General features: G+C 72.0%; 1 pseudogene. It reads right to left on the bottom strand.

Annotated features, from left to right (window positions below):
- A pseudogene (locus tag J0695_RS39970) lies at positions 1 to 218 on the bottom strand (alkaline phosphatase D family protein); the annotation flags it as partial.

Raw genomic sequence — 218 nt, 5'->3', positions numbered from 1 at the left:
CGCTCACCGCGCGCGCCGCTGCAGAGCGCCGCGTTCCAGCTCTCCGCGTCATGGATGAGCGGCGGCAGCAGCCAGGGGAGCGAGGTGCCGACGAGGAGGTGGTCGTACGTCCCCGGGGCATCCAGCGCCTGGTCGCGCAGCCACTGGGCCTCGGCCTCGTCGAGCATCGAGCGCTTCTGTTCGTCGAGGATGCGCGAGGCGCGGGAGTCGACCATGAG

The organism is Streptomyces beijiangensis, assembly GCF_017315755.1.
Lineage (GTDB): Bacteria > Actinomycetota > Actinomycetes > Streptomycetales > Streptomycetaceae > Streptomyces > Streptomyces beijiangensis.
Note: the sequence above shows the minus strand (reverse complement) of the source record. Positions and strands in the feature narration are given on the sequence as shown.